This window comes from Microbulbifer maximicatervae (SeqCode), assembly GCF_052468295.1.
Genome location: NZ_CP174340.1, coordinates 5,285,001 through 5,301,929, shown reverse-complemented (window position 1 = coordinate 5,301,929; position 16,929 = coordinate 5,285,001). Strand labels below are relative to the sequence as shown.

The 16,929-nt window shown below is 49.1% G+C and carries 22 protein-coding genes and 2 rRNA genes (1 of these 24 cut by a window edge); 19 read left to right on the top strand and 5 right to left on the bottom strand.

Going from position 1 to position 16,929, the window contains the following annotated elements:
* Positions 1-301 precede the first annotated feature (301 nt).
* Positions 302-550 carry a transcriptional regulator gene (locus ACJJIQ_RS23505; RefSeq protein ID WP_445363164.1) on the bottom strand — a complete coding sequence of 83 codons (249 nt, stop codon included), beginning with the start codon at positions 548-550 and terminating at the stop codon, positions 302-304.
* A gap of 83 nt (positions 551-633) precedes the next feature.
* On the opposite strand from ACJJIQ_RS23505, the gene ACJJIQ_RS23500 reads away from it, so the two are divergent.
* On the top strand, positions 634-1,524 hold the full coding sequence (locus tag ACJJIQ_RS23500; protein ID WP_445363163.1) for a S24 family peptidase: 891 nt from the start codon (positions 634-636) through the stop codon (positions 1,522-1,524).
* Positions 1,525-1,599: 75 nt separating this feature from the next.
* Here ACJJIQ_RS23500 and ACJJIQ_RS23495 read toward each other — a convergent pair whose 3' ends face one another.
* Positions 1,600-2,442 carry a hypothetical protein gene (locus tag ACJJIQ_RS23495; protein WP_445363162.1) on the bottom strand — a complete coding sequence of 281 codons (843 nt, stop codon included), beginning with the start codon at positions 2,440-2,442 and terminating at the stop codon, positions 1,600-1,602.
* Between the two features lie 132 nt (positions 2,443-2,574).
* Here ACJJIQ_RS23495 and ACJJIQ_RS23490 point away from each other — a divergent pair, with 132 nt between their 5' ends.
* The 13 genes from ACJJIQ_RS23490 (at position 2,575) to ACJJIQ_RS23430 (ending at position 7,594) form a co-directional block, all read left to right on the top strand.
* A complete protein-coding gene (locus tag ACJJIQ_RS23490) occupies positions 2,575-2,919 on the top strand; it encodes a response regulator transcription factor (protein ID WP_445363161.1) in 345 nt (114 codons plus the stop codon).
* Positions 2,916-3,098 carry a hypothetical protein gene (locus ACJJIQ_RS23485; protein WP_444914662.1) on the top strand — a complete coding sequence of 61 codons (183 nt, stop codon included), beginning with the start codon at positions 2,916-2,918 and terminating at the stop codon, positions 3,096-3,098. Before ACJJIQ_RS23490 ends, ACJJIQ_RS23485 begins: the two co-directional genes overlap by 4 nt.
* Positions 3,095-3,397 (top strand): DUF7673 family protein, encoded by a 303-nt coding sequence (locus tag ACJJIQ_RS23480; RefSeq protein WP_445363160.1) that lies wholly within the window; start codon positions 3,095-3,097, stop codon positions 3,395-3,397. The genes ACJJIQ_RS23485 and ACJJIQ_RS23480 overlap by 4 nt, the downstream gene beginning before the upstream one ends.
* Before the next feature lie 165 nt (positions 3,398-3,562).
* On the top strand, positions 3,563-3,721 hold the full coding sequence (locus ACJJIQ_RS23475) for a hypothetical protein (RefSeq protein ID WP_445363159.1): 159 nt from the start codon (positions 3,563-3,565) through the stop codon (positions 3,719-3,721).
* Positions 3,718-4,005 carry a phage antirepressor KilAC domain-containing protein gene (locus ACJJIQ_RS23470; RefSeq protein ID WP_444919084.1) on the top strand — a complete coding sequence of 96 codons (288 nt, stop codon included), beginning with the start codon at positions 3,718-3,720 and terminating at the stop codon, positions 4,003-4,005. The genes ACJJIQ_RS23475 and ACJJIQ_RS23470 overlap by 4 nt, the downstream gene beginning before the upstream one ends.
* A 30-nt stretch (positions 4,006-4,035) precedes the next feature.
* Positions 4,036-4,719, top strand: a complete 684-nt coding sequence (locus tag ACJJIQ_RS23465) for a hypothetical protein (protein ID WP_445363158.1) — start codon at positions 4,036-4,038, stop codon at positions 4,717-4,719.
* Positions 4,720-4,809: 90 nt separating this feature from the next.
* Positions 4,810-5,064, top strand: coding sequence for a hypothetical protein (locus ACJJIQ_RS23460; protein WP_445363157.1), 255 nt, complete (start codon positions 4,810-4,812; stop codon positions 5,062-5,064).
* Between the two features lie 81 nt (positions 5,065-5,145).
* Positions 5,146-5,403 carry a hypothetical protein gene (locus ACJJIQ_RS23455; RefSeq protein WP_445363156.1) on the top strand — a complete coding sequence of 86 codons (258 nt, stop codon included), beginning with the start codon at positions 5,146-5,148 and terminating at the stop codon, positions 5,401-5,403.
* Complete coding sequence (locus tag ACJJIQ_RS23450; protein WP_445363155.1) at positions 5,390-5,836, top strand: hypothetical protein; 447 nt, start codon at positions 5,390-5,392, stop codon at positions 5,834-5,836. Before ACJJIQ_RS23455 ends, ACJJIQ_RS23450 begins: the two co-directional genes overlap by 14 nt.
* Positions 5,833-6,174 (top strand): dATP/dGTP pyrophosphohydrolase domain-containing protein, encoded by a 342-nt coding sequence (locus tag ACJJIQ_RS23445; protein WP_445363154.1) that lies wholly within the window; start codon positions 5,833-5,835, stop codon positions 6,172-6,174. The genes ACJJIQ_RS23450 and ACJJIQ_RS23445 overlap by 4 nt, the downstream gene beginning before the upstream one ends.
* Complete coding sequence (locus ACJJIQ_RS23440; RefSeq protein WP_445363153.1) at positions 6,174-6,446, top strand: DUF7220 family protein; 273 nt, start codon at positions 6,174-6,176, stop codon at positions 6,444-6,446. Before ACJJIQ_RS23445 ends, ACJJIQ_RS23440 begins: the two co-directional genes overlap by 1 nt.
* Entirely contained in the window at positions 6,443-7,357 is a 915-nt protein-coding gene (locus ACJJIQ_RS23435) for a hypothetical protein (RefSeq protein ID WP_445363152.1), read from the top strand. Before ACJJIQ_RS23440 ends, ACJJIQ_RS23435 begins: the two co-directional genes overlap by 4 nt.
* 39 nt (positions 7,358-7,396) lie before the next feature.
* Positions 7,397-7,594: a helix-turn-helix transcriptional regulator gene (locus ACJJIQ_RS23430; protein WP_445363151.1), complete on the top strand. Its 198-nt coding sequence runs from the start codon at positions 7,397-7,399 to the stop codon at positions 7,592-7,594.
* Between the two features lie 66 nt (positions 7,595-7,660).
* Here ACJJIQ_RS23430 and ACJJIQ_RS23425 read toward each other — a convergent pair whose 3' ends face one another.
* Positions 7,661-8,068, bottom strand: a complete 408-nt coding sequence (locus tag ACJJIQ_RS23425; protein WP_445363150.1) for a hypothetical protein — start codon at positions 8,066-8,068, stop codon at positions 7,661-7,663.
* 358 nt (positions 8,069-8,426) lie between these two features.
* On the opposite strand from ACJJIQ_RS23425, the gene ACJJIQ_RS23420 reads away from it, so the two are divergent.
* From ACJJIQ_RS23420 to ACJJIQ_RS23400, 5 genes are all read left to right on the top strand, one after another.
* Positions 8,427-10,007 carry a peptide chain release factor 3 gene (locus tag ACJJIQ_RS23420; protein WP_445363149.1) on the top strand — a complete coding sequence of 527 codons (1,581 nt, stop codon included), beginning with the start codon at positions 8,427-8,429 and terminating at the stop codon, positions 10,005-10,007.
* A gap of 63 nt (positions 10,008-10,070) precedes the next feature.
* Complete coding sequence (locus ACJJIQ_RS23415; protein ID WP_444906448.1) at positions 10,071-10,688, top strand: 1-acyl-sn-glycerol-3-phosphate acyltransferase; 618 nt, start codon at positions 10,071-10,073, stop codon at positions 10,686-10,688.
* Between the two features lie 11 nt (positions 10,689-10,699).
* Positions 10,700-11,467, top strand: a complete 768-nt coding sequence (locus ACJJIQ_RS23410; protein WP_444892752.1) for a TSUP family transporter — start codon at positions 10,700-10,702, stop codon at positions 11,465-11,467.
* Positions 11,468-11,471: 4 nt separating this feature from the next.
* Positions 11,472-11,822, top strand: a complete 351-nt coding sequence (locus ACJJIQ_RS23405) for a hypothetical protein (RefSeq protein WP_282934336.1) — start codon at positions 11,472-11,474, stop codon at positions 11,820-11,822.
* A gap of 30 nt (positions 11,823-11,852) precedes the next feature.
* Positions 11,853-13,262 (top strand): M20/M25/M40 family metallo-hydrolase, encoded by a 1,410-nt coding sequence (locus tag ACJJIQ_RS23400; RefSeq protein WP_445363148.1) that lies wholly within the window; start codon positions 11,853-11,855, stop codon positions 13,260-13,262.
* A 782-nt stretch (positions 13,263-14,044) separates the two neighbouring features.
* Here the strand turns inward: ACJJIQ_RS23400 and rrf are convergent.
* Together rrf and ACJJIQ_RS23390 are read right to left on the bottom strand one after the other, a co-directional pair.
* Positions 14,045-14,160, bottom strand: a 5S ribosomal RNA gene (rrf, locus tag ACJJIQ_RS23395).
* Positions 14,161-14,363: 203 nt separating this feature from the next.
* A 23S ribosomal RNA gene (locus ACJJIQ_RS23390) occupies positions 14,364-16,929 on the bottom strand (it continues 316 nt past the right edge of the window).

The following is a 16,929-nucleotide window of genomic DNA, read 5'->3' as shown; positions in this document are numbered from 1 at the left end:
TTTACCTATCCTTGATTTCACTATTCGCGCACGGCGAACAACACCCTACAGAGACGCCCAAAGCGCAGAGAAATGAGTGCCGGTCTTTCCCGGCTGTCAGCGGTCTTTCCCGCAGTCTTCAAAGCGGGCCGGATTGGCGTCCCTCACCGGCCCTTTCTTGGGTATCTGACACACCCTGTATAAATCCCCATATACCGCAATGAATTAATCCCAATCATCAAAAACCGCAGAATGGCAGGACAATAAAATGGGGAATTGAAAATGATCGTTATTCTGGTTTCTGAAACGAACCCGCACGGCCTTAACTTGCCTGCTGAACTTCTACAGATACTTGGGCGTCATTGTTTGCATCTACAGGAGCGAAGATGTCAGGCCGCAAACGCTCCTTAGACACTCGGCCATTTGTTAACGAGTCGATCTGTATCGCTCTAGTGATCGGCACCCCTCGGTTTTTCCAGTGGCTCACCGCCATAGACGAAACACCAACCTGTCCGGCCAAGCCTCGGGCAGAGCCAAAGTACTCTATTGCATCTTCGATAGCGTCAGTCATGGATATATCCCACTTGTTTACATCTCAAGTATAAACATGTGGGTTCTGTCCGCGCAATAGGTGCGCGTGTAAACTTCATGGTTATGGAAAAGAAACGTTCTGAAGAATCAAAAGTAAAAGGCGCCAAATTTGAGGAGCTGGCTCGTAATGCCGGAATCAAATGGGCTGACCTTGCGCGCCAGCTGGGTGTAAACCCACAAACGATCACTCATTGGCGGAAAAGAGGTGTTGCAGCCGCGCACTCAGTACGAGTTGCACAAATGCTCGACTGTAAGCCAACTGATATCAGCTGGATCGCAGAATCAATCGCAGATTCCACCATAGAGGTTATCCGCAGAAACAACCTCAACCTTCTTGCTGAAAAACATGGAAGAGCAACTCTTTCCCAAACACTTGAGTACCCCGATAACAACTACCTAAATCAACTCTGTACCGGTCACACCAATATCGGTTCACGTACAGCTAGAAAGGTTGAAGGTGCACTCGGCTTAAAATCAGGATGGATGGATTATCCACAGAGCCTTGAACGCTATGCTCCCGAGCCTAAAAACTTTACCCAAGGCCCAGACATCAAGGGGCGCATTCCGCTTATTAGCTGGGTGCAAGCTGGGAAGTTCTGTGAAGCAATGGATCTTTTGGAACCCTGTGATGCTGAAGAGTGGCTCCCTTGCCCAACGGCCCACTCTGATCGAGCCTACGCACTGCGGATAAAGGGCGACAGCATGGCAAGTCCCTACCCTGGGCAAAGAAGCTACCCTGAAGGCATTATTATCTTTGTAGATCCTGAAAAGCCTGTGACCAATGGCAGTCGTGTAATCGCTCGCCTAAATGGTGAGGCCACATTTAAGACATTTGCAGAAGATATGGGACGCTTATTCCTACGCCCCATTAATCCAAGCTATCCCACTATGGACATCACAGACTTAGATGTAACATTTTGCGGAGTGATTATCGGTTCCTACTACCCCGAGTAAACCTCAATTAGAGATCAATACACTCAAGGTCAAAACCACACACGAAATGAGGAGGGCAAGTAACCAGAATGACTATCAAGCTCGCACCTCCTCTTGCTTCTTCTCCAGATAATCAAGTGCAGCTTTTTCTGAAGGATGAACTGTCTTTTGTGTATTGACTATATTTTCACAGCACTCAATCAAAGAATCTAAATCAACCTTCCGCCCTCTAACAACTTTCCCAACGGATCTCTTAAAGCCTGCCAAGGAAGGAATATCATAATTACGAATTGCGTTATCAACCATCTGAATAGTTACCCGATCATCCTTAACCAGAGTGCGCACATAATCCGTAACAACAGCTTTTTCTTCTTTCCTAAACTGACCATCCGCTTTCGCTACAAAATACAGAATTTTTAGAACATCTAAAAAATCAGTCTCAAAAACATCGACACTTCTCTCTGGCGATTCCTCATATTTGGCGACGAGAAAATCCCTGACACTGCTAATACACTCCCCAGTTTCCAAATCAACGCAGTTTTTCATACGGCTAAAGCGAAAGGTACGATTTGCATCCCTTAATTCACAGTGTGCTATTAGCAATCCTTCGTGTAATGTTTCATCAAACTGCTTAACCAAAACAGATCGGTTTGTCTGCTTTCCATTACCATCCCTATAGTTGAACTGTAAGTGTGCACTGACGGTCAGGGGATTTTCAGCATCAAAAAAGCTCCCCTCCCAGGCATCTTTATCCTTTACTTCTCTGTCACCAACTTCCTCTTTAGAAGTAACCTGAGCACGAACTAGATGGTTATCTGTTAAGCGTTCATTTTCTAGCTTAACCCTGTCCTCAGATTCATCTTTGCTCCAGACAAAATGATATCGAAGCCACAATAGGCCAACTAACCCAACCAATCCTAGAAACATCAAGAAACTCATAATCACACTCCCTTGTTTTGATTGGCTCAAGATTAAACACAAGTTTTATCAATTTAAACAAACCACCTGTTGACAACAAATAACCCACACGTTTACCCTCAGCACAACAAATAAACATGTGGGTTACAACTGATGGCCACACAACATAAGACACCACCTCATTACCTGTTACTGGCACCACGCCAAGCGGAAGCGCTAACACATCGCGCCCGAGGGCTCTCAAACCGGGAAACCGCCCAGGCTATGCAGTGCTCCGTCACCAACGTCAGCAACCTGCTCGCGGAGTGCTTCTACAAACTGCACGCCCGCAACAGCACTGACGCCGTGGCCAAGGCGGTAAAACACGGATTAATTCAATTCGTCCTGATCGCCACGATTGTCAGCGGAATTGGCGCAGAGCAAGAACAGCTACGCACCCGATTCCAACGCCGCCTCACCTCACAAACCATCCGAAACAACCGGGAGGGAATCGCATGACCGCCACCGTGTTTGTACACCCCACGGCGATGAGTAAAAACAATATCGACCGCCTCAAGCGCCGCATCGATATTGCCAACGCCGTCCACAAAATTGGCACCCGTCTAGTGCAGCCAAAACCCACCACCGCAAAGCCAGTAAATAACAACTGGCCACCGTTTGGAGGTGATGCCGCATGAACCAGAACAACCCAGCCCACAGTGTGGAAACCCTGCTCACCGTCGCCAATGGAAATTCTGGAGCCAGCAAAATTGCCGCACTGGTTTTGCTTTCCGCCTGGAATAGCTACGACTTTTCAGTCCCCGTAGCAGACCTTGCGTTACTGGATGGCGACAACTTCCAACACGCAATCAACGTGATGAATCTGCGCTACCACGGCAGATCACCTGAAAACGTCATTACGGATGGTGAGAAAAAATTCCACACCCTCTACCGCGACTGGAATCACTTGGAAATCCAGAGGAAGGAAGCCGCGTGAACCAAGCCCAGCCGCTACCGCAAATGCCCTGCCCTCACTGCGGCAAGCCAGCAGGGCCTGTATTTAATGGGCAATTGCAATTACGCGGCTGGAATTGCCAACCCTGCCGATACTGGGAACCCGCCATCGGTAGAGAAAGGAAGTTCAAAAAAACGGGGACCGGCCATGAATGAATTCACCCGAATCTTAGAGCTGTACGAAGAGCTGCAGGCCAAGGTGAAGCTGCAAGAACTTGAAATGAAAAGTATGCGCGAACAAGTCGCCACACTCTCCGAAGCCATCCAAGGCCAAGCCCCACAACAAGACAATCAGGAGGCAGCGTGAGAAAGGAAAAAACCTTCACCGTCACCCAAGCCGCCCGCCTATTGGGAATGGGCAGAAACAATTTAATGAAACTCATGCGGAACAACGGCTTATTACACAGCCAAGAACCCATGCGCAACTCCCCCACAAAGTGGGCCACCACACAGGGCCTGCTCGTTGCACAAAACGCTGAATACAAACGCGGCCCAGTGGCAGTGCCTTACATCAACACCAAGGTCACCTCCAACGGCATGGTCTGGATGCGCGACCTTATCGAAAAACAAACCGTACCCGAAGCTAGTTAATCACCCACAAATAAAAGCAAAGGATTGAAAATGGAACTACAGCAACTCGTCACTGAAAGTCTTGGTAAGTACATCGACAGCGGAAAACTGGAAAAGTCTATCGACTCAAAAGTTGAAGCTACCATTGTTGGAATTTTGGATTCAGTACTTCGCGAATATAGTGATTTTGGTCAGTCTTTGAAAAAGGCTATTGAAGATAAAATCTCTATCTGCACAAACCAAATAACCCTGCCCGAGTACAACAAATATATTACCGACATGATCGGTGAGCTGTACATCAAAGCTCTAGATGAGCAAGCAGGTGCACATTTAAAACCACTATTAAATAAAGCTCTCCAACCCGTTCCGGCTGCAATAACATCTGAAGAGTTTTTAGAACTCATTAAAAAGGAATGGCAAGAGGAGCACCTTAGTGAAGGGCATGAAGAAATAAGACTAGAGTGGGAGCGATCCGAATATTTTACAAGAGTGAAAATCCTCCACGGTGAATATTCATTCAATAATATTGAGATTTCACTTTATAAGGACCGCGATGAAGAGCATCACTACATCTCGATTATCCGGGAGGATGGCAAAAACTTTAGAAGAGGAGTGCAGGCCCACACACTTAATTACGGGCTTCCCGGTGAACTATTCAAGCTATATGCCCGCAGAACTTTGATTACCGATATTGATGAAATCTACGGCGATTCTATTTACCTCGATTACGATTAATAACTTTCAACCGCGCCCCAGGCGCATCAGTCAGCTGTAACCGTTAGGGCTGCCGGTACGGAGCCCAATTTTAATTAATTGGAGAACTCCATGGAAAGATACGCACTATTTACCGGCACTTATAACTTGCTAATGGGAGGCATCAAAGATTTCAAACGCTCCTACGCCACCGAAGAAGAAGCCTACCAAGAGGTAGAGCGCATTGCCCAGCAGGAGCTGTTCACACACTGGGCCCAGATCTTCGATAAGAAAACCGATACGGCAAAAATTTACCTTATCGACGATAAAAAAATCACCGAGGACAAACCCCAAGAGTGCCCCCACCCAGAACCAAACGCCGCCTGACCTACAGCCAATAACTTTCTAAGCCCGCCCAGTGCGGGCTAACTGGGTAGAAGCAATTAATAAATAAACTCGGGGGATACCATGACAAATTTTGTATCAGGAGTAACTCACCATATATGCATTGAAATCCAAAGTACGTTGAGGAAGTCCGATAAATGGCTAGATGGGCTTTTGCAAGATTCCAAAACCGGAAGAGAACTGTCTTCAACTGAGGTGCGGGATTTTTTGCGCAAACAGCAGGACAAAGGATTTACCTTCTTTAGCGGCTGCAACAACATGGACTCATCTGGGCGCTGCGCAGGACACCCACCAGAGGAAGAAAGCAGTGTCCAAGCGTAAAACCCGCAAGCCTATGAGCAAACAGGCCCAACGCGCTCGCCGAGTAAACCGCTGGCTAAACGGCCTGATCCTCACCGCGCGCAGCAGTACCGGCCTGGATACCGACGGCGATCCTATTTTAAAGATCACCCACCGCCGCCAACGCGGCGCCGTAGGCGATATCGCCCGCGCTGATTACCAGCATGAGATATTGAATTGGCAACACCACTGGCAGGTGACGGTATTTGTTGAGTGCAAAACCTCTGAAGGCGATTTCTATAAAGACTCGACCGAGTTCGAAGCCTACGGCGTCCGCCTTAATGACCTAGCCGAATTAGTACGCCCAGAACTCGACACCATCAAAAACAAAGCCAACCCCAACCACTACAAAGACCACGGCTGGCAGGCAGAGATTCTACCGAATCGTAGACAGGAAAAAGGGAGAGCAGCATGAATATGACAGCAAAACTAAACCTAGTAGAACACCTATACCGGCAACGCGAGTTCTCCAAGAACACCTTCGGCCCCGGTTCTCGAGTTGAAGGCATCTTGGATCATATGAGCAAAGAAATTATCGAGGTAAGAAACAAACCACAAGACCTTAGCGAGTGGATTGACTTGGCCCTTTTATCCTTCGACGGTGCGTGGCGTGCCGGATACACACCAGAGCAAATAGCGGCAGCGTTGACGGCCAAACAAGAAGAGAACGAGGGCCGCAGCTGGCCAGACTGGCGCAACGCCCCCAAAGATAGAGCAATTGAGCATAACCGCTCTACGGAAGAGGCTGCGTGATGGAGCAGTCAAAGCTCGGTTCATTGATTGAAACTTGCATCAACACCGTAATCGGCTTTCTGGTTACTTTCATTGCATGGCCTCTAGCCGCCCTACTAACCGGAATTGAGTACAACTACGGACAGCAATTCGGAGTAGTTGCTTTTTTCACCGTTATCAGCGTCGCACGCGGCTATGTAGTGCGCCGCTGGTTTAATGCTCGCCTGAAAGAAGCAGCCACCCGACTAGCTCAAAGCCTGCATCACTCAGAAACCAAGGGGGCGAGCAGGTGAAACTCTGGCAATCCCTCACCGGCATCGCCGCCCTAATCTTCTGCGGCACCAGCCTCGCATTTACCGTGCAGCTGTGGATATCCATGCCCGCAGGTCTTGGCGGGCAGGTGGTGGCCGGGGCCACTGCGGTGGCGCTGGAGCTGTGCAAGTTCAGCTTCGCCCCACTGGGCCTTTGGTTGTGCAGCCAAGGGCAAAAGAGCGGCTATGCCCTGCTCTGCCTCTGGCCTCTGCTGGTAGTGATCAGCATTGTTGCAACGGTCGGATTCCTCGCCACCCACAGCGACGAACAGCAACAGCGCAGCACCCGTAACAGCCAGGAATACCAAGCGTTGCAACAGCAGTTAAACAGTTTGCAACAGCAGATCAACACCCTAAACGGCCTGATCAACACCGACGCCAACAACGGCTACCGCCAACGCGCCATTAATACCGCCGCACAGTTATCCACAATGGAAGCTGAGCGCACGCAACTCATAGAAAAGCTATCCACAATCGAACAGACACCCAGCACGCACAGCGCCTTCAGCAGCTTGGCGGGCACTCTGAACACAGACCCTGCAAAGGTTCAGCATATCGGCTTCCTCGCCCTGGCGATCATCACCGACATCGTGGGATTGGTTGCGTTACTCGCGTTTAACGCCGCCGTAACAGTTGCGAAACGCGCCACTGCACCGTTGCAACAGCCTGAAACGGTGGAAACACAACCGTTACACACCACCCACTTGAGCGAAGAACAACAGCAACTCGCCCAGCGAATCCGCTCCGGAGAGTTCGGCCGCAAGCCCGTAATGCGCAACATCATCAACGATATGCGCCTTAGGCACGGAACCGTTAAACCCGTTTTCGACGCCCTGCAACAGGCGGGCACACTCAAACGCAATGGCCAGGGGTTTGCCCTGGTGCAGAGATAAGCAACTTGATTTCAAGAAACAACGAGAAAGGAAAATCTGATGATTAAAGGATATTGGTCAACCAAGGATTTAAGTGAGCGCTACCGCTGTTCAAGCCGCACTATTTTTAGATGGGTAAACAGAGAAACCAACCCATTCCCCAAACCACGAATCAAAGCCTCTGGTAGTCACAACCTTTGGGCGATTGATGATGTTGAGCAGTGGGAAGCCCAGATTTCAATCCCAGTAGCTGCTTAGATGCTCCTCACCTCATCCTTAGCGATGGCAGGTACTACTCGCCTTCGCTAAGGATTGACACTTCCCTTAAGCGTCGATGTTAAATCTTATCTTGTATTCTCCAGTAAACACATTCTGAACCAATACATCAGAACTGCACTTTGATGAGGGGGTTGCGCCGATTGAGAATTGATAATAGCCACTCATCTGGATTACCGACCAATTAAACCTACATGATTGATAGGTTAATACTCCAGCATCCGCTAAGCCATTAGTAGTTGAAGTATGGAAAGTCGAACTGTTAGCAGCTGCCGGGGCCGGAAATAATGGAGAAATGAAGCCGGTCGTATTTGTCCCATTAATGAGCACATTATCAGATGACGTATTATTTTTGAGTTCTATGCTAGTTGATAATGTAGATGCTAATGCTGGTACGGAGTGCGCTACAGATACAAGCAGTGCTCCGGCAAGAATAATTTTCCGTTTAAATTCCATCTCAGTGCTCCTTGAAAATGACGTGTAAAGACTTTCAACAAGTCCTTAGTCATTCCACCTCACACTGTCATCAAATGTCAATACTGTCATGTCAATACAAAACAACTAGCGTACAAACTAATCAGCGGATCTAAGCCTAAATTCTTGATATAGACCCTCTCCAGCGACCGCACATGTACACAGCCAAAAGCCCACCCATCCTATTGGAACCACCTAATCTGACCAGTTAGTATTCATTAGTCACCACCCATGAGCAAAACCAGAGGCCAATTTGGTATAATTCGGCGTTTCGGATTCGGCCTTGGGGTATATTTCAATATGTGTACACAGGGGCGTACACAGATAAGGTTAAATCTAAGTGAATAAAGATTTTTCTCAACAATTTCAACGACGTAGAACTTTCGCTATCATTTCTCACCCGGACGCCGGTAAAACAACCGTGACCGAAAAGCTTCTTTTGTTCGGGAATGCAATCCAGCAAGCGGGCTCCGTTAAGGGGAAAAAAGGTCCCCACGCACGCTCTGACTGGATGACGATGGAACAGGAACGCGGTATTTCTGTTACTTCTTCCGTTATGCAGTTCCCCTACAAAGAGAGGACTGTAAACCTACTGGATACACCGGGGCACGAAGACTTCTCTGAAGATACCTATCGGGTACTCACCGCCGTCGACTCCGCACTGATGGTGATTGACGGGGCCAAAGGTGTGGAAGACCGCACCATCAAGTTGATGAATGTGTGCCGCTTGCGAACAACGCCGATTCTCTCATTTATCAACAAACTCGACCGGGATATTCGCGACCCGATCGAGGTAATGGATGAGATTGAAGAAGTTCTGAATATCCAGGCTGCCCCTATCAATTGGCCTTTGAGTTCAGGAAAAGGTTTCAAGGGGGTCTATAACCTCTACACCGATACCATCCATGTATTCTCCCAGGGTCAGGGCCACAGAATTCCCGATGATATTCAAATTAAGGGTCTGGACTCCGCTGAGGCTGACGCACTACTTGGCGAGTACGCCGAGGATATTCGGGAAGAGATTGAATTGGTTCGTGGAGCCACTCATGAGTTTGACCAGGAAGCTTATCTTGCCGGTGAACTGACCCCGGTATTTTTCGGTACGGCCTTGGGTAACTTTGGCGTAAGGGAAATGCTCGATGGTTTCGTTGAATGGGCGCCCTCACCCCAATCCCGGGAAACCAAAGAGAGAAAAGTAGAGCCCAGCGAAGATAAATTCTCCGGCTTTGTTTTTAAAATCCAAGCGAATATGGACCCCAAACACCGCGATAGAATTGCCTTTATGCGTGTCTGCTCCGGCACCTACAATCGCGGTATGAAAATGAAGCATGTGCGCATTGGCAAGGATGTAAAAATTGCCGATGCGGTGACATTTATGGCTGGCGACCGAACCCACGTAGAAGAGGCCATTGCCGGCGATATTATTGGTTTGCACAACCACGGTACTATCCAGATCGGCGATACCTTTACCGAAGGCGAAGCACTGAAATTTACCGGCATTCCCAATTTCGCCCCGGAGCTGTTCCGTCGCATACGTTTAAAAGACCCTCTCAAATTAAAGCAATTACAAAAAGGGCTTCAGCAACTTTCTGAAGAGGGCTCCACCCAGGTATTTTTCCCGCTGGATAACAACGACATTATCGTGGGCGCAGTTGGTGTACTACAGTTCGAAGTAGTCGCTTACCGATTAAAAGACGAATACAAAGTTGAAGCCATCTACGAAAACGTCAACGTGAACACTGCGCGCTGGGTAGATAGTGAAAGTGCCAAAGAACTAGAGAATTTCAAGCGCAAGGCCAGTACCAACCTGGCACTCGATGGCAGCGGACACCTGACCTACCTGGCACCGACGCGCGTTAATTTACAATTGGCTGAAGAGCGCTATCCAGAAGTTCGCTTTTATGCCACGCGGGAACACTAAAGCAGCAAGGCTAAGTACCTTTGCTGAAACCTTAGTGTGACAGCAGTAAGAAAGAGGCAAATAATGAGTCAGTTTGTAGAAATACCTACTGAAGTACCCAATGAAGTACCTCGGCTGGGCAATCGCATCACCAAAGCTATTGGCAAGTTGATAATCAAGGTGCTCGGCTGGCGAATGGATGGGGAAATCCCTCCAGAAAGAAAAGTCATGGTGGCTTTGGCTCCCCACACATCCAATTGGGATTTTGTGGTTGCCATGCCATTTATTATGGCATTGGGTATTAAAATTTCCTGGCTCATGAAAAAGGAAGCTTTTTTCTTCCCGTTTAAAGGACTATTTATGTGGCTTGGAGGTGTTCCTACCGATAGGCGCGCCGCAGGTAATATCGCTCTACAAGTTGCATCGAGTTACCGGGAAAATGAAAAAATGTGGGTGGGGATTACTCCCGAGGGGACCCGCAAAAAAGTAGGGCGCTGGAAGAACGGTTTTTTAAGGATTTCCTATACCGCTCAAGTTCCTATTTTGCTTGTTGCCTGGGACTTTCCCAATAAGCGTATTTGCATTGACTCCCTGTACCAGCCTATCGGTGATCTGGAACAGGATATGGCAGAGATCCAAAAGCGCTTTAGCAAGTATCAGGGGTATTACCACGATAATGAAAGTACTCTTGAAAAGGGGTAACCAGTCCACTCGTGATACAGTTAAGTAGTGAGCTTTCTACTTATACCTACCTGATACTGACAGTAATCGCCTTTACCGCAGGCTTTGTCAGTGCGATCGCCGGGGGAGGGGGAATAATCACCCTCCCCGCTTTACTCTGGGCCGGCATTCCCCCACTCGATGCTCTCGGTACCAATAAGTTTCAAAGCGTCTTTGGCACCCTATCATCCACCATTAACTTCCTGCAAAAAGGCCAGTTGAATTTACGCCCCCTCTGGCCAGGACTACTTGCTGCAATTATCGGTTCCTGCCTAGGCACCTTAACAGTCGCTTCACTTGGGGAGGCTGGTCTCAATACCTTACTTCCCATCCTGCTCATTGCTATTGCCCTCTACTTTATTCTGTCCCCTCGCATTTCCGACATTGACTCAAAACCCAGAATCAGTAACGTTACTTTTAATCTAGTTGTTGGCGGTGGGCTCGGCTTTTACGGGGGCTTCTTTGGCCCTGGAATGGGGTCTATCTGTGCAGCCGCCTTCGCAGCGCTACTCGGCTACAATATGCGTGCGGCTACGGCATCAACAAAACCTATTGTGCTCGCTACCAATGTGACCTCTATGCTAATTTTTATCGCTGGAGGCCATATTTTTCTATTGCTCGCTATCGCTATGTCTTTTGCCCAGGTTGTAGGAGCTCGTCTCGGCTCCAACCTCGTGATTGCAAGAGGTGCCAGTATTATCAAACCGGTAATCATTATTGCCACCATTGCTGTGGCAATAAAACTATTAGTGGAGGATTGATATCGTGACCTGGCTGGCAACGCTTATTCTTTCTTTCATTGCCTTTGTTATTGTGGTTTGGGTTCTTATGCACCTGCGCAGACCCAGATTTCGAATGGACCGAGGCAGTTTTGTTAAGGGCCTTGAAGATGTAATCACCGGGCAAGCCAGCGATACTGAATGGCGAGCACTCCTCGCCTGCCCAATGCGACACGACCCAAAGCTTGAAGAGATGCGACAACGTTGCCTCAATATTGAAGACAGCGAATATACTGGCGAACCGCCCTACTTATTTACAGAAAAAGGCCTGCGTAAGTTACGTGAAATTCGCGAGCAACTGATCGCGGCCTCATCAAATAACGAGCCAAAAGCTTAAGACTGAAGAGTATTAACAAAGGATAGACCGATGTTGAAACCACTGCTTTCCCTTACCGGGGGACTGATCACTACCATGGCACTGGGAATAGCCCAGGCAGCCCCTCTGTCACAGGAAGATGTATCTGTGGCGGAAGTATTACGTGACCGGGCACTGGAAAGCTCCGACGCCTACAGTATTGTAGAGTCTTTGACCGTCGAGGTTGGACCACGACGGACAGGCACTGAGGGCGATGAAAGGGCCGTTGCCTGGGCACAAGACAAAATGAAGGCATTTGGCTTTGATCGCGTCTATACCGAGCAAATTGAGGTACCCCGCTGGATTCGTGGCCATGCTCACGCCGAAGTCATATCCCCTTTCCCCCAGCCACTAGTTGTCTCCTCCCTCGGCTATGGCGCCGCCACTCCTGAGGGAGGGTTAACAGCGGAAATTATTGAGTTTCCCGATGTGCAGGCCCTGTTGAAGGCCCCGGCCAGCCAAGTGAAAGGTAAAATCGCTTTTATCAATAAGCGTATGGAGAGAGCGCGCACGGGGGATGGCTACGGCCCTGCAGCGCAAGGTCGCAAGCTGGGAATGCGTGCTGCCGCTGAAAAAGGGGCTGTTGCCATGCTGTTGCGCTCCGTAGGAACCGACTCAGACCGATTTGCCCACACCGGTATGATGTCGGTTGATAATGTGGAAAACCCAGTTCCTGCACTCGCACTTTCCGCTCCTGATGCAAACCTGCTCGAGGCTATGCTCCAACGCGGCAAGCCAGTCCAGGTAAAACTTGATGTTGAAACTGAGCGACTGAGTGACGGCCCCTCTTTTAATGTCATCGGTGAAATTACTGGCCGTGAGAAACCTGAAGAAGTCATGATTATTGGTGCACACCTGGATTCCTGGGATGAAGGCACCGGGGCCTTGGACGACGGAGCTGGGGTTGCCATTGTTATGGAAACTGCACGTCTCATTGCTGAGCTACCACAGCGCCCCCGTCGTACACTGCGAGTCGTGCTATTTGGTGCAGAGGAAATTGGTCTGGTAGGTGCTAAGCAATATGTTGAGGCGCACGTAAAAGAGCTGGACAATATTATTGCCGTTTCTGAGTCAGACTTTGGAGCAGGGAAAGTCTGGCGTTTCGATACCCGCCTCCCTGAGAGCAAATTTGATATTGCAGATCAAATGATGCAACTCCTCGCCCCCCTGGGTATTGAGCGCGGAAATAATGAATCTTATGGTGGCCCAGATAGCAGTGTGTTTGTTGCGCGTGGTGTACCAGCCTTTGGTCTATACCAGGACGGTACCGACTACTTCGATTATCACCACACACCCAACGATACCCTGGATAAAGTCGACCCTGAGAATCTTCGCCAGAATGTAGCGGCCTGGGTTGTAATGTCTTTCCTGACCACAGAGATGGAAGGAGACTTGGGCCGAGTACCTACTGCCTCTGAATAAATAAAAGATACAGACGATATTTTTAAAGCCCCACCTGGTGGGGCTTTTTTTATCCCCAAATTTTTCTTCTCTCGCATACTGGCGTACCAATCAGCCGCAGTAATCCACAGATTTATCGCTCATAACACTGTTAATAACTGATGTCCGTTTTATGGCGTCTTTGTTACCAACAGAAACCATGGATAGAGCTGTGTATAACTCCGGGATATCCCCGGCCAGCCCCGTGTTTCCTTGGCTCTATTGAAGGCGGGTAAAAAAGCAGCACTTTTTGCGTGGATTTCCACAGCCAGCGGTTACTAACAGAAAGTCTGGATAGAGTTGTGTATAACTTTAATAAATGGGCTACAGGCCCCGTGGTTACAAGGGATTACTGCAGAGACTAAAAAATCACCGATATTTTTACCGGCTAATTTTAATTTTTAGCGGGAGTGGTATGGGTACTTTTCTGGTTTTTACGCGAGTTATTTTTGTTGGATTATTTTTTGAATGAGTGTAAAGGCGTTTGGAGAGAAGAGCGGTAAAGACCTATTTTTATAGGCTTTTTAGGAGAGCGTCTGTTTAAGGTGCTCAGGTAGTTTTAGGTTTTTCTTTTTTTAATTACTGACTGATTTTTTAAATAGAAAGTTGAGCATTAAATTTTTTCAGAGCTATTTTTATCTTTTTCTATTTAATTTCTACTGAGTAATTTCTGCCTTCCCTTTCTTAGCTTCTTTGTTTTTTAAAATATTTTTCAGCCATAAAAAAAAGGGCCACCCTGTTGGGTGGCCCTTTTCGGATTAGAAGCCTGACGATGACCTACTCTCACATGGGGAAGCCCCACACTACCATCGGCGATGTTGCGTTTCACTTCTGAGTTCGGCAAGGGATCAGGTGGTTCCACAACTCTATTGTCGTCAGGCAAACTGGCTTGGGTTGGCGTTGGTCTTATAAGCAAAGTGCTTGGCCTGCCGCGTTATCGCTGTTTGCCTCGGTCATGTTGTTGACCGGCGATAACCCCAAATAAGTCGGTAAAACAATCTGTAGTAATACACCGCAAGCGATCGTATGTCTCTAACTCACAATCCGCTAGCTTAGCTAGTCGTTAGTAACCATCTCTGTTGTATGGTCAAGCCGCACGGGCAATTAGTACTGGTTAGCTCAACGCCTCACAACGCTTCCACACCCAGCCTATCAACGTGGTAGTCTTCCACGGCCCTTCAGGAGGCTCAAGGCCTCAGGGAGATCTTATCTTGAAGGAGGCTTCCCGCTTAGATGCTTTCAGCGGTTATCCCGTCCGAACATAGCTACCCGGCAATGCCACTGGCGTGACAACCGGAACACCAGAGGTTCGTTCACTCCGGTCCTCTCGTACTAGGAGCAACTCTTCTCAAATCTCCAACGCCCACGGCAGATAGGGACCGAACTGTCTCACGACGTTCTAAACCCAGCTCGCGTACCACTTTAAATGGCGAACAGCCATACCCTTGGGACCGGCTTCAGCCCCAGGATGTGATGAGCCGACATCGAGGTGCCAAACACCGCCGTCGATGTGAACTCTTGGGCGGTATCAGCCTGTTATCCCCGGAGTACCTTTTATCCGTTGAGCGATGGCCCTTCCATACAGAACCACCGGATCACTATGACCTACTTTCGTACCTGCTCGACATGTCTGTCTCGCAGTCAAGCGCACTTATACCATTATGCTCATTGCATGATTTCCGACCATGCTGAGTGCACCTTCGTACTCCTCCGTTACTCTTTGGGAGGAGACCGCCCCAGTCAAACTACCCACCATACACTGTCCTCGATCCGGATAACGGACCAGAGTTAGAACCTCAAACATACCAGGGTGGTATTTCAAGGACGGCTCCACAACAACTAGCGTCATTGCTTCAAAGCCTCCCACCTATCCTACACAAATAGGCTCAAAGTTCAGTGCAAAGCTGTAGTAAAGGTTCACGGGGTCTTTCCGTCTAGCCGCGGGTACACTGCATCTTAACAGCGATTTCAATTTCACTGAGTCTCTGGTGGAGACAGCGTGGCCATCGTTACGCCATTCGTGCAGGTCGGAACTTACCCGACAAGGAATTTCGCTACCTTAGGACCGTTATAGTTACGGCCGCCGTTTACCGGGGCTTCGATCAAGAGCTTCGCCGAAGCTAACCCCATCAATTAACCTTCCGGCACCGGGCAGGCGTCACACCCTATACGTCCTCTTACGAGTTTGCAGAGTGCTATGTTTTTAATAAACAGTCGCAGCCACCTGGTCACTTCGACCGGCCTCAGCTTAGGGAGCAAGTCCCATCACCAAAACCGGCGTACCTTCTCCCGAAGTTACGGTACCATTTTGCCTAGTTCCTTCACCAGAGTTCTCTCAAGCGCCTTGGTATTCTCTACCTGACCACCTGTGTCGGTTTAGAGTACGATTCACTATTACCTGAAGCTTAGAAGTTTTTCCTGGAAGCAGGGCATCAACCACTTCACCCACTAAGTGGGCTTCGTCATCAGTTCTCAGCCTTAGGGACCCGGATTTGCCTAAGTCCCCAGCCTACAACCTTAAACATGGACAACCAATCGCCATGCCGGCCTAGCCTTCTCCGTCACTCCGTCGCAGTAATAGCGAGTACAGGAATATTAACCTGTTTCCCATCGACTACGGCTTTCGCCCTCGCCTTAGGGGTCGACTAACCCTGTCCCGATTAGCGTTGGACAGGAACCCTTGGTCTTCCGGCGGGGAGGTTTTTCACCTCCCTTATCGTTACTCATGTCAGCATTCGCACTTGTGATACCTCCAGCAGACCTCCCGATCCACCTTCAACGGCTTACACAACGCTCCTCTACCATGCTCCTAAGAGCATCCGCAGCTTCGGTTATCAGTTTGAGCCCCGGTATATCTTCCGCGCAGGCCGACTCGACTAGTGAGCTATTACGCTTTCTTTAAAGGATGGCTGCTTCTAAGCCAACCTCCTAGCTGTCTGGGCCTTCCCACATCGTTTCCCACTTAACTGATATTTGGGACCTTAGCTGGCGGTCTGGGTTGTTTCCCTTTCCACGACGGACGTTAGCACCCGCCGTGTGTCTCCCGCGATTGCACTCCTCGGTATTCGGAGTTTGCATGGGGTTGGTAAGTCGGGATGACCCCCTAGCCCAAACAGTGCTCTACCCCCGAGGGTGAGACGCGAGGCGCTACCTAAATAGCTTTCGAGGAGAACCAGCTATCTCCCGGCTTGATTAGCCTTTCACTCCGATCCACAGGTCATCCCCTAATTTTTCAACATTAGTGGGTTCGGTCCTCCAGTTGATGTTACTCAACCTTCAACCTGCCCATGGATAGATCGCCGGGTTTCGGGTCTATTGCCTGCAACTAAACGCCCTATTAAGACTCGATTTCTCTACGGCTCCCCTAAGCGGTTAACCTTGCTACAGACAATAAGTCGCTGACCCATTATACAAAAGGTACGCAGTCACCCCGAAGGGCTCCTACTGCTTGTACGTATACGGTTTCAGGTTCTATTTCACTCCCCTCTCCGGGGTTCTTTTCGCCTTTCCCTCACGGTACTGGTTCACTATCGGTCAGCTGGGAGTATTTAGCCTTGGAGGATGGTCCCCCCATATTCAGTCAAGATAACACGTGTCCCGACCTACTCGATTTCACTCTAAATGCCTTTTCGTGTACGGGGCTATCACC

What these genes read in the sequence shown, in the direction of transcription:
- ACJJIQ_RS23440 (WP_445363153.1), top strand. Translation starts at nt 6,174, where the DNA reads ATGGAGCAGTCAAAGCTCGGTTCATTGATTGAAACTTGCATCAACACC.
- ACJJIQ_RS23500 (WP_445363163.1), top strand. Translation starts at nt 634, where the DNA reads ATGGAAAAGAAACGTTCTGAAGAATCAAAAGTAAAAGGCGCCAAATTT.
- ACJJIQ_RS23400 (WP_445363148.1), top strand. Translation starts at nt 11,853, where the DNA reads ATGTTGAAACCACTGCTTTCCCTTACCGGGGGACTGATCACTACCATG.
- ACJJIQ_RS23475 (WP_445363159.1), top strand. Translation starts at nt 3,563, where the DNA reads ATGAATGAATTCACCCGAATCTTAGAGCTGTACGAAGAGCTGCAGGCC.
- ACJJIQ_RS23460 (WP_445363157.1), top strand. Translation starts at nt 4,810, where the DNA reads ATGGAAAGATACGCACTATTTACCGGCACTTATAACTTGCTAATGGGA.
- ACJJIQ_RS23465 (WP_445363158.1), top strand. Translation starts at nt 4,036, where the DNA reads ATGGAACTACAGCAACTCGTCACTGAAAGTCTTGGTAAGTACATCGAC.
- ACJJIQ_RS23505 (WP_445363164.1), bottom strand. Translation starts at nt 550, where the DNA reads ATGACTGACGCTATCGAAGATGCAATAGAGTACTTTGGCTCTGCCCGA.
- ACJJIQ_RS23430 (WP_445363151.1), top strand. Translation starts at nt 7,397, where the DNA reads ATGATTAAAGGATATTGGTCAACCAAGGATTTAAGTGAGCGCTACCGC.
- ACJJIQ_RS23480 (WP_445363160.1), top strand. Translation starts at nt 3,095, where the DNA reads ATGAACCAGAACAACCCAGCCCACAGTGTGGAAACCCTGCTCACCGTC.
- ACJJIQ_RS23490 (WP_445363161.1), top strand. Translation starts at nt 2,575, where the DNA reads ATGGCCACACAACATAAGACACCACCTCATTACCTGTTACTGGCACCA.
- ACJJIQ_RS23485 (WP_444914662.1), top strand. Translation starts at nt 2,916, where the DNA reads ATGACCGCCACCGTGTTTGTACACCCCACGGCGATGAGTAAAAACAAT.
- ACJJIQ_RS23425 (WP_445363150.1), bottom strand. Translation starts at nt 8,068, where the DNA reads ATGGAATTTAAACGGAAAATTATTCTTGCCGGAGCACTGCTTGTATCT.
- ACJJIQ_RS23455 (WP_445363156.1), top strand. Translation starts at nt 5,146, where the DNA reads ATGACAAATTTTGTATCAGGAGTAACTCACCATATATGCATTGAAATC.
- ACJJIQ_RS23495 (WP_445363162.1), bottom strand. Translation starts at nt 2,442, where the DNA reads ATGAGTTTCTTGATGTTTCTAGGATTGGTTGGGTTAGTTGGCCTATTG.
- ACJJIQ_RS23415 (WP_444906448.1), top strand. Translation starts at nt 10,071, where the DNA reads ATGAGTCAGTTTGTAGAAATACCTACTGAAGTACCCAATGAAGTACCT.
- ACJJIQ_RS23445 (WP_445363154.1), top strand. Translation starts at nt 5,833, where the DNA reads ATGAATATGACAGCAAAACTAAACCTAGTAGAACACCTATACCGGCAA.